Below are 9462 nucleotides of genomic sequence, written 5' to 3'. Positions count from 1 at the left end.
TCGCGGCTGCCTGCGCACGGCTCGGGGCCGATGTGGCTCGCTATACCTTCATCGCAGTGGACTTGCACCATTTCCTCCTTGCCGGTCTCCCGGCGCACCCCAAAACAATTTCTCATTTTGGGGGCGCAGGGCGGGCGCGCTGCGGCGTTGCTCCTCGCTTGTGTGGCTCGCCACACGGCGCTAGTAGCGCCTTGCATCGGATCCCGCCCAGCGCCCCAAAACGGAAAATTATTCCGGGCCATGTCCTAAAATCGTGGATTGCTCCCGACCCACGGACGGCCCTGCGCCACGCCCGCCATGCCCCTCTCAGCCCTCACCGCCTTGTCGCCGCTGGACGGCCGTTACGCCAGCAAGGTCGCGCCCTTGCGCCCGCTGCTCAGCGAATTCGGCCTCATGCACCGCCGTGTGCAGGTCGAAGTCGAATGGTTCATCGCACTGTCCGATGCAGGCTTCTCCGAATTCAAACCCCTGTCTGAAGCCGCCCGAGGCCTGTTGCGCGGCTTCGTCATGCGCTTCTCGGAAACCGATGCGCAAGCCATCAAAGACATCGAACGCACCACCAACCACGACGTCAAAGCGGTCGAGTACTGGCTCAGAAGCCGCTTTGACAGCAATGCCGAACTGAAAGCCGCCGGTGAGTTCGTGCACTTCGCCTGCACAAGCGAAGACATCAACAACACGAGCCACGGCCTGATGCTCAAGGCCGCGCGCAACGATGTGCTGCTGCCCGCACTGGACAAGATCGTCGCCACGCTCGGCGCCATGGCCAAGCGGCTGGCCGATGTGCCCATGCTGAGCCGCACGCACGGCCAGACGGCGAGCCCGACGACCGTGGGCAAGGAGATCGCCAACGTCGTCGTGCGCCTGGTCAACGCACGCGAGCGCATCGCCGCAGTGAAGCTGCTCGCAAAGATGAACGGCGCCGTCGGCAACTACAACGCCCACCTCGCCGCCTACCCGACCTTCGGCTGGGAGGCCTTCAGCAAGCGCGTGGTCGAGCAGCAGTTGGGCCTCACCTTCAACCCCTACACCATACAGATCGAGCCGCACGACTACATGGCGGAGCTGTTCGATGCCATCACGCGTGCGAACACCATCCTCATCGACTGGTCGCGCGACGTGTGGGGCTACATCAGCGTCGGCTACTTCAAGCAGCGCACGGTCGAGGGCGAGATCGGTTCGTCGACCATGCCGCACAAGGTCAACCCAATCGACTTCGAGAACGCCGAAGGCAACTTCGGCCTCGGCAACGCACTGCTCACCCACCTGAGCCAGAAGCTGCCCATCAGCCGCTGGCAGCGTGACCTGACCGACAGCACCGTGCTGCGCAACGTCGGCGTGGCGGTGGGCTACACCATCCTCGGCTACGACAGCCTTTTGCGCGGGCTCGGCAAGCTCGAAGTGAACCACACTGCGCTCGCGGAAGACCTCGATGCCGCATGGGAAGTGCTGGCCGAACCGATCCAGACCGTCATGCGCCGCTACGCGCTGCCCAACCCTTACGAACGGCTCAAGGAGTTGACGCGCGGCAAGGGCATCACCAAGGAAGCGATCCAGCAGTTCATCGGCACGCTTGAAATTCCGGAAGCCGAGAAGAAGCGCCTGCTCGAGATGACGCCCGCGAACTACATCGGCAACGCCACTGAACTCGCCAGCCGACTTTCCTGAACAAGACCTGACTTCACGCACCATGAACTTTGTCGACAAGCTGCGTCACGCGGAACGTCTCAACCAGTCGATGCTGTGCGTGGGGCTCGATCCTGAACCGGCGAAGTTCCCGGGGACATGGAAGGGCGACACCAAACGAATCTTCGATTTTTGCGCGGCCATCGTCGATGCAACGCGCGACCTGGTGATCGCTTTCAAGCCGCAGATCGCCTACTTCGCGGCGAACCGCGCCGAGGACGCGCTCGAGCGGCTCATTGCGCACATCCGTCAGGTTGCCCCCGACGTGCCGGTCATCCTCGACGCGAAGCGTGGCGACATCGGCAGCACCGCCGAGCAGTACGCGCGCGAGGCCTTCGTACGCTACGCGGCGGACGCGGTGACGCTGTCGCCTTTCATGGGCTTCGACTCAATCGAGCCCTATCTGCGTTACGAGGACAAGGGGATCATTTTGCTGTGCCGCACGTCCAACCCGGGCGGCTGCGACCTGCAGGCGCAGCGACTCGCATCGGGCGACCTGGTGTACGAGCACATCGCTCGCATGGCGCAAGGACCATGGAACACGACCGGGCAGCTCGCGCTTGTCGTCGGCGCAACTTACCCGGCCGAGATCGAACGTGTGCGCGAACTTGCGCCGACCGTGCCGCTGCTCATTCCCGGCATTGGCGCACAGGGCGGTGACGCAGCCGCCACCATTCGCGCCGGTTGGCGTGCGGTCGACGGCCTGACCGTCGCGCCGATCATCGTGAGCTCGTCGCGCGCCGTGCTTTACGCGAGCAGCGGCGACGACTTCGCCGCTGCGGCACGCCATGCGGCGACGGCCGCGCGCGACGAACTGAATCGCGCTCGCGGCTGAGAGGCTGACACGCTGATTGCCACATCAGTGCGGCTTTACCCGGTTTACCCGATGCCGTACTGTGCATCCCCGGTCGTAGTATTGACACACTAGGCAGCGAGGGGGTTGCCAAGATATTCCGGGAAGGATCGCAAGCGGTGGACACGCTCACGCGATATTCATCAGCCGAGACTCAGAGCTCGGTGGTAGGACTGATCGGCCGCCATTACTTCGGTGCGGCCTGTGCGGCGTTGGCGGTCACCGCGCTCGCGGTCGCTGTGATGCCCATGGGGCCCGCGCAGCCGTGGCGCCGACAACTGGTCGTCGGCCTGCTGGCGTTTGCGCTCGCCTGCGTCTGGGCCTTCATTGCCAGCGGCCGACAACGGCACCGCACGCAAGTGGGAATGTTCCTCACAGGCCTTGCAGCAATGGGACTGGTGTTCGCTTCGGCATTCACGTTCGGCGACGGCCTTCGCAGCCCCTCGCTAGGCTTCATGGGACTCGTGGTCTGCCTGGTAGCCAGCATGACCAACATGCGCTGGGGCACGGCGCTCGCCGCGTTCTGTCTCGGCTGCGTGGGTGTGCTGGCGTGGGCCGAGACGCAGGGCATCACCGCTGCGCCGGCCAACGGCACGCCACTGGGCATGGCGCTGGCCATTCAGTGCATCACGATCGGCAGCGGCCTGATCGGCGGAATCTTCGTGTCGAAGGTATTTGACCGATATCTCGGCGCGGCCGCGGAGCGCGAGCGGCGATTGAAGGATCTGATCTACACGAGCCCCGACTGCATCGCGCTGACCGATCTGTCGACTGGATGCTACGAGCTCGTCAACAAGAGTTTCGAAAGGGTCACCGGCTACTCTGCCGAAGAGGTCGTCGGCCGCACGGCGACCGAGATCAACTTCTGGCACGACAAACGGGACTGCGATGCGCTTGTCGCCGCGCTGCGGCTGACAGGCCGCGCCGAAGATCTCAGCGCCGTCATCCGGTGCAAGTCCGGCGCATTGGTGCCAATGCGCATCTCGGCGGCCCGATTCGAGCGCGACGGCAGCGCCTACCTTGTGCTCAACGGCCATGATGTGACCGCGAGCGAACGCGCGCGAATGGAGCACGACGCGATCCTTCAGAACGCGTCCATCGGCATCGCCTTCATACGAGGCGGACGCTTTCACCGCACCAACCCGAACTTCGACCGCATGTTCGGCTGGACACCGGGGCAGCTGATGGGCCAGCCCACCAGCGTCATCTGGCCGCATCGCGAAGACTATGAACTGATGCGCGTCGAGGCCATGCCCATCCTGTCGCGCGGCCTGTCGTACGAACTTGAGCGACAGATGCTGCGATCCGACAACAGCCTCTTCTGGTGCCGCATGCGTGGTCACGCGCTCGACGGTCAATCGCCGCGCACCGGCACGATCTGGATTGCCGAAGACGTGACCGAACGGCGCCAGGTCGACCTGACTCTCGCGTCGGCACGCGATGCGGCAGAGGCGGCCAACCGCGCCAAGAGTGCATTCCTTGCGAACACAAGCCATGAGATACGTACACCCCTCAATGGCCTCCTGGGTCTTGCGCGGCTCGCAATGCAGGAGGATCTCGACGAGCAGCGACGAAGGCAGTACCTCGCGCAGATATTCGACAGTGCCCACAGTCTCTCGGAAATCATCTCCGACATCCTCGATCTGTCGAAGATCGAGGCCGGCAAGATCGCACTGGAGAGCGTGCCCTTCGGCCTGCGCGAAACGATGGTTGCCGTGCACGACGCCTACCAGTCGCTGGCCGAAGCCAAGGGACTCGAACTCGTGCTGGCAATCGACAGCGGCGTGCCGATCGCGGTACTGGGCGATCCGGTGCGCGTGCGGCAGATCCTCACCAACTTCATCACCAACGCGATCAAGTTCACCGAACGCGGACGCGTGCGCATCCACGCAGTGACGACCGGCGACGAACGCGTGCGCCTGTCAGTGTCGGACACCGGGCCAGGGGTGGATGCGCAGACGCAGCGCCGGCTCTTCCTGCCCTTCTCGCAAGCCGACGACTCCACCACGAGGCGCTTCGGCGGCACCGGCCTGGGTCTGTCGATCTGCAGGCAACTCGCTCACTTGATGGGGGGCGACGTGGGCGTCATCAGCGCGCCCGGCAAGGGCAGCACGTTCTGGGCCGAACTGCCCTTGCCATCGGCCGACGAGCCCGATTCCGTGCATGGCGCGCTGGATGCGCCGCTGGACCGTCTGCACGGCGCGCGCGTGCTGATGGTGGAGGACAACCCGGTGAACATGCTGGTCGCCGTGGCGATGCTCGAGCAGTGGGGCGCCCATGTGACCCAGGCCGCCGATGGACGGATGGCGCTCGACGCGGTCGACCTCGCACAACGGCAAGGCCGCTTGTTCGACGTTGTGCTGATGGATGTGCAGATGCCCAACATGAGCGGCCACGAAGCCGCACGTGAACTGCGCAAGCGCTTCGACCGAATGCAACTGCCCATCATCGCCCTCACCGCGGCTGCGCTGGTGTCGGAGCGAGACCAGGCGATCGCGTGCGGGATGAACGAATTCCTCACCAAGCCCATCGACGCGACGCGACTGAAGGACACGCTCGCGCGCTGCATCGCGCGCCAATTCGCTCTGTGATTCAGCACAATGGCAAATCCCGCATCCGCCTGCCCGTCAAGGCAAACAAGGCATTCGCCAACGCAGGTGCCAACGGCGGCGTGCCCGGCTCACCTGCTCCCGCTGGCGCCCTCGTGCTGGGCACAAGATGAGTCTCGATGACGGGTGTCTGCGCCAGCTTCACCATCGGGTAGTTCGGGAAATTGGTCTGCTGCACGGCACCCTGCTCGATGTCGACGCGGCCATACAGCGCAGCAGTCAAACCGAAGACGATCGCCCCTTCCATCTGCTGCGCGACGATGCCCGGATTGATCACCGTGCCGATGTCGGCGGCGCACACGACGCGATGCACCTTGGGCGCGCCGCTCTCGATCGACACCTCGACGACTTCGGCCACGATGCTGCCGAAGCTCTCGTGCAGCGCCACACCGCGCGCCCGGCCCGCCGGCAACGGAGTGCCCCAACCCGACTTGTCTCTCGCGAGCCCGAGCACCGCCGCATGGCGCGGCATGTCTTTCAACAGCGACAAGCGATAGGCCACTGGATCCTGCTTGCTCTCGTGCGCGAGTTCGTCGATGAAACACTCGGAGAAAAACGCGTTGTGCGAATGCCCCACCGAACGCCAGTAGCCGATGGGCACGCCGCTGTGCGTGGCCACATGCGCAATGCGTTCGTTGGGGATGCCGTAAGGCAAGTCGAAGAGGCCGTCGTTCACAGTCTTGTCGGGCGCATCCACCGGCCCTGCAAGATTCGGCAGCGTGCGTTCGATCCAGCGAGGCGTGATCGCATCACCGGCGCTCGTGATGGCCAGGCCCGTCACATCGCCCTGTGCATCGAAGCTTGCCTGCATCACTGCCACGCCCGCCGGGCGATAGAAGTCGTGCGTGAGGTCTTCCTCACGCGGCCACAGCAGCTGCACCGGCCTGCCATTGGTTTCGATGGCGACACGCACGGCCTGGCCGACGAAATCCACATCGAGCCGCCGCCCGAAACCGCCGCCAAGGTAGGTCACGTGCACAGTGACGGCTTCGTCCGCCACGCCGGCCACTTGCGCGGCGATGGCACGCGCGATGCCCGGCACCTGCGTGGGCGCCCACACCGTCACCTTGCCGTCCTTGACTTGCGCGGTGCAGTTGATCGGCTCCATGGTCGCGTGCGCAAGATACGGCGCTCGGTACACGGCTTCGAACTTTCTCGCAGCGCTCTGTTGTGCGTCCTTCAGGCTGCCACGGCTGTAGAAGCTGAAGCCGCCATCTTCCTTGGCGGCCTTTCGGGCCGTGGCCTCAAGCGCGGCCATGATGGCCTTGGTGTTGGGCGCGCCGGCCGCAGGGGCGCGCCAGTCGATGTCCAGCGCCCGCGCACCTTGCATCGCATGCCAGCTCGTGCGGCCGACGACAGCCATGCCCTCGGTCGATCCGCCATAGCTCGACAGTCGCACGACGCGCTCGACACCCGGTAGTTTCATCGCAGCATCGGCACTGACACGGCCCACGCCGCCGCGAAGACAGGGGCAGTGGCGCACCACCGCGTAGAGCTGGCCTGGCTCACGAATGTCGATGCCGAACTTCGCGCTGCCATCGATCTTGGCCGGCAGGTCGGTGCGCGGCGCCGCGGTGCCGATGAGCTTCCACTCCACCGGATCCTTGGTCTTCACGTCGCCGGGCCGCGTGGATGCGGCCATCTTCGAGAGTTGGCCATAGTGCGCGCTGGTGCCGGACGAGTGGCTCACCACGCCGTCCTTCACCGCCAGTTCGGCGGCAGGAAGCTTCCATTGCAGGGATGCCGCATTCACGAGCTGCGCACGCGCGGTGGCTGCGGCCAGCCGAAGCACGTCCCACATATCGCTCACACTCGACGAGCCGCCGGTGACGTTGATGCCGAGCTCGCGCGCGAGCTTGCTCACCACCCACTGCGCAGTCGCTAGCGTGCGTGTCTCCGAACCCGGCTCGCGCTCGCTCGGATGGAAGGGCAGCATCTCGACAAAACTCACGACATTGCCGTACAGCGCATCGTGGCCGGCCTGCACGAGTCTCACCTTTGACAGCGGGACGTCGAGTTCCTCGGCCGCGATCATCGCGAGCGCCGTGTGCACGCCCTGGCCCATCTCGCTGCGCGGCATGGCAAGCATGACATCGCCATCACTCGTCATCTTGATCCAGCCGTTGAGGCCGACTTGACCATCGACCACCGGCAACGTGTCCGCGCTGCCCATGCGGCTGCGCATCGGCAGCATGCCCCACCCCACCAGCAGCGCGCCTGCGCCGCCCAGGCCGCTCAGCAAGAGACTGCGGCGCTTCACAGTACCGCCCCTGCGTTGGACGGGGGCTCAGAGGCTGAGAGTTTTTCGGGCGTGCCCGAGCAGCGCGTCAAAACGCACCTGATCTTCAAAGCGCAGCCATAGCCCGGGCTAGCATTTGCAACGACGAGCAGGGGTCTTTTGACGTGATGAGCGGGCATGATCGAAATGCTTTCAGCCTCTCAGGTCGCGTCTTGCCGTCGGGGATTGCCCCGCGCAGTTCGCGCGCAGCCGTCTTGATGGCCTCGCGGACGCGCGGGTAGGTGCCGCAGCGGCAGATGTTGGTGATGGCCGCGTCGATGTCGGCATCGCTCGGGTTGGAGTTTTTCTCGATCAGCGCAGCGGCTGCCATCAGCATGCCGCTCTGGCAATAGCCACATTGCGACACCTGGTGGGCGATCCACGCCTTCTGCAGCACGTGCGGTTCCCCAGGTGTACCGAGTGCTTCGATGGTGCGCACCGACTTGCCCACTGCAGCGCTCAGGGGCACGACGCAAGAACGAACCGCTTTTCCGTCCACATGCACCGTGCAGGCGCCGCAAGCGGACACGCCGCATCCGAACTTGGTGCCGGTCATGCCGAGCACGTCACGCAGCACCCACAGCAGGGGCATGTCGGGCTCCGTGGCTCCCTCGGGGAGTGGGCGCGGCTGGCCGTTGATCGAAAGGTCCATGAAGCTTCCTGATTGACCCATCGTGAGAATCCTTGTGGGCTGCAAGCATTCTGCAAGAAGCTTCAAGGCCATCTCTCCAAACACTGTGGTGCGGACGAAACGTGCAGGGCTTTCGTTGGTCGTTTTCCGCGGGTATGTACCGGGGGTGGAGAGCTCTTGTCACAAAATCGCTGCATTGCCGATGCCTCGCAGCGCATCGCGCGGTGCGGAATGTTCCCGCGCTCGCACCATCACGACATCTACGCACAGGAGTGACACCATGACCCGCACCCGCCTCGGCCTTTGTTGTTCGCTGAGCTTGCTCGCAGCCGCAGCCGGCGCGCACGCCCAAAACGTCCAGATCACCGGACTGCTAGACATGTCCGCAGGCAGCTTCCAGAACGCTGGCACCGTCCGACAGACGCGTGCGGACAGCGGCAACATGTCGACGAGTTTCATTGGGTTTCGCGGCACCGAAGATCTGAGCGGCGGGCTCAAGGCGAAGTTCGCGATCGAGCATTACCTGCGTCTCGACTCCGGCAGCGTTGGCCGCGTCAATGGCGGCGCCTTCTGGGCGCGCAACTCCTACGTCGGCCTGTCCGGCGCCTTCGGCACCACCACGCTCGGGCGCCACACCACGCCGCTGTTCGTCTCGACGCTGCTCTTCAACGCCTTCGGAGATTCCTTCGGCTTCTCGCCCAGCATCCGCCAGCTCTTCACGCCAAACACCGCCGTCATGCCCGCCTTTCTGGGCGACACCGCCTGGAACAACTCGCTGGCCTATTCCAGTGGCGAAACCGATGGATTGAGCCTCAACGTCATCGGCAACCTGGGCGAAGGCGCGACGGGCGCCAGCGGCAAGAACTTGGGCGGCAACGCCCTGTATTTCAACGGCCCGCTCGCCGCGACCGTTGCGTGGCAGAGGGTAAGAAACGGTATGGTCGGCGCGCCGGCGGGCGCGACCGGGCAGACCACCTGGCAGCTAGGTGCATCGTACGAACTGGCATTTGCAAAGCTCTACGGGCAGTACAGCGAGGTGCGCACCACCGCCATGGTCAACGACAAGTCCCATCTTTGGAGCTTCGGCGCGGCCATTCCTCTAGGCCCGGGCCGTGTGCTTGCGCAGTACGGCATCGCGCGCGGACGCATTGCCATCAACAATCCGACGAACAAGACGCTGACACTCGGATACGACTACAACCTGTCGAAGAACAGCGACGCCTACGCCGTCTACATGAACGACAAGGCGACGGGGCTGACCAACGGCAACACGCTCGCGGGAGGTCTGCGGCTTCGCTTCTGAGCTCAGAGGCTGAGAGTATCTCGAGCGTGTCCTCAGGCTCGCACCAACTAACGGCGCCTCCACGGGGCCGTTTTTCATGGCTACGGGGCTACTCCTCTTCGG

The 9462-nt window shown here is 64.7% G+C and carries 5 protein-coding genes and 1 pseudogene; 4 read left to right on the top strand and 2 right to left on the bottom strand.

The features are described 5' to 3' along the window. Positions 1 to 297: 297 nt before the first annotated feature. The 3 genes from purB to AC30NL_RS15890 all read left to right on the top strand — a co-directional run bounded on the left by purB (position 298) and on the right by AC30NL_RS15890 (position 5130). On the top strand, positions 298 to 1668 hold the full coding sequence (purB, locus tag AC30NL_RS15900) for an adenylosuccinate lyase (RefSeq protein ID WP_489464972.1): 1371 nt from the start codon (positions 298 to 300) through the stop codon (positions 1666 to 1668). A 22-nt stretch (positions 1669 to 1690) separates the two neighbouring features. Beyond that, positions 1691 to 2521, top strand: a complete 831-nt coding sequence (gene pyrF / locus AC30NL_RS15895; RefSeq protein ID WP_489464971.1) for an orotidine-5'-phosphate decarboxylase — start codon at positions 1691 to 1693, stop codon at positions 2519 to 2521. Between the two features lie 137 nt (positions 2522 to 2658). Next, positions 2659 to 5130, top strand: a complete 2472-nt coding sequence (locus tag AC30NL_RS15890) for an ATP-binding protein (RefSeq protein WP_489464970.1) — start codon at positions 2659 to 2661, stop codon at positions 5128 to 5130. A 1-nt stretch (position 5131) separates the two neighbouring features. On the opposite strand, the gene AC30NL_RS15885 is transcribed toward AC30NL_RS15890, so the two are convergent. Beyond that, complete coding sequence (locus AC30NL_RS15885) at positions 5132 to 7408, bottom strand: xanthine dehydrogenase family protein molybdopterin-binding subunit (RefSeq protein WP_489464969.1); 2277 nt, start codon at positions 7406 to 7408, stop codon at positions 5132 to 5134. Between the two features lie 211 nt (positions 7409 to 7619). Further along, positions 7620 to 8078 (bottom strand): annotated as a pseudogene (locus AC30NL_RS15880) ((2Fe-2S)-binding protein); the annotation flags it as partial. Between the two features lie 259 nt (positions 8079 to 8337). Here AC30NL_RS15880 and AC30NL_RS15875 point away from each other — a divergent pair. Then, positions 8338 to 9360: a porin gene (locus AC30NL_RS15875; RefSeq protein ID WP_489464968.1), complete on the top strand. Its 1023-nt coding sequence runs from the start codon at positions 8338 to 8340 to the stop codon at positions 9358 to 9360. Positions 9361 to 9462: the final 102 nt, after the last annotated feature.

Source organism: Rhizobacter sp. (genome assembly GCA_021153565.1).
Classification (GTDB): Bacteria; Pseudomonadota; Gammaproteobacteria; order Burkholderiales; family Burkholderiaceae_C; genus Albitalea.
The sequence above is the reverse complement of the archived record's forward strand: the minus strand, read 5'-3'. Positions and strand labels throughout refer to the sequence as shown.

Excerpts from the sequence above, each read along its gene's own strand:
- AC30NL_RS15875 (WP_489464968.1), top strand. The coding sequence starts at position 8,338 with ATGACCCGCACCCGCCTCGGCCTTTGTTGTTCGCTGAGCTTGCTCGCA.
- purB (WP_489464972.1), top strand. The coding sequence starts at position 298 with ATGCCCCTCTCAGCCCTCACCGCCTTGTCGCCGCTGGACGGCCGTTAC.
- pyrF (WP_489464971.1), top strand. The coding sequence starts at position 1,691 with ATGAACTTTGTCGACAAGCTGCGTCACGCGGAACGTCTCAACCAGTCG.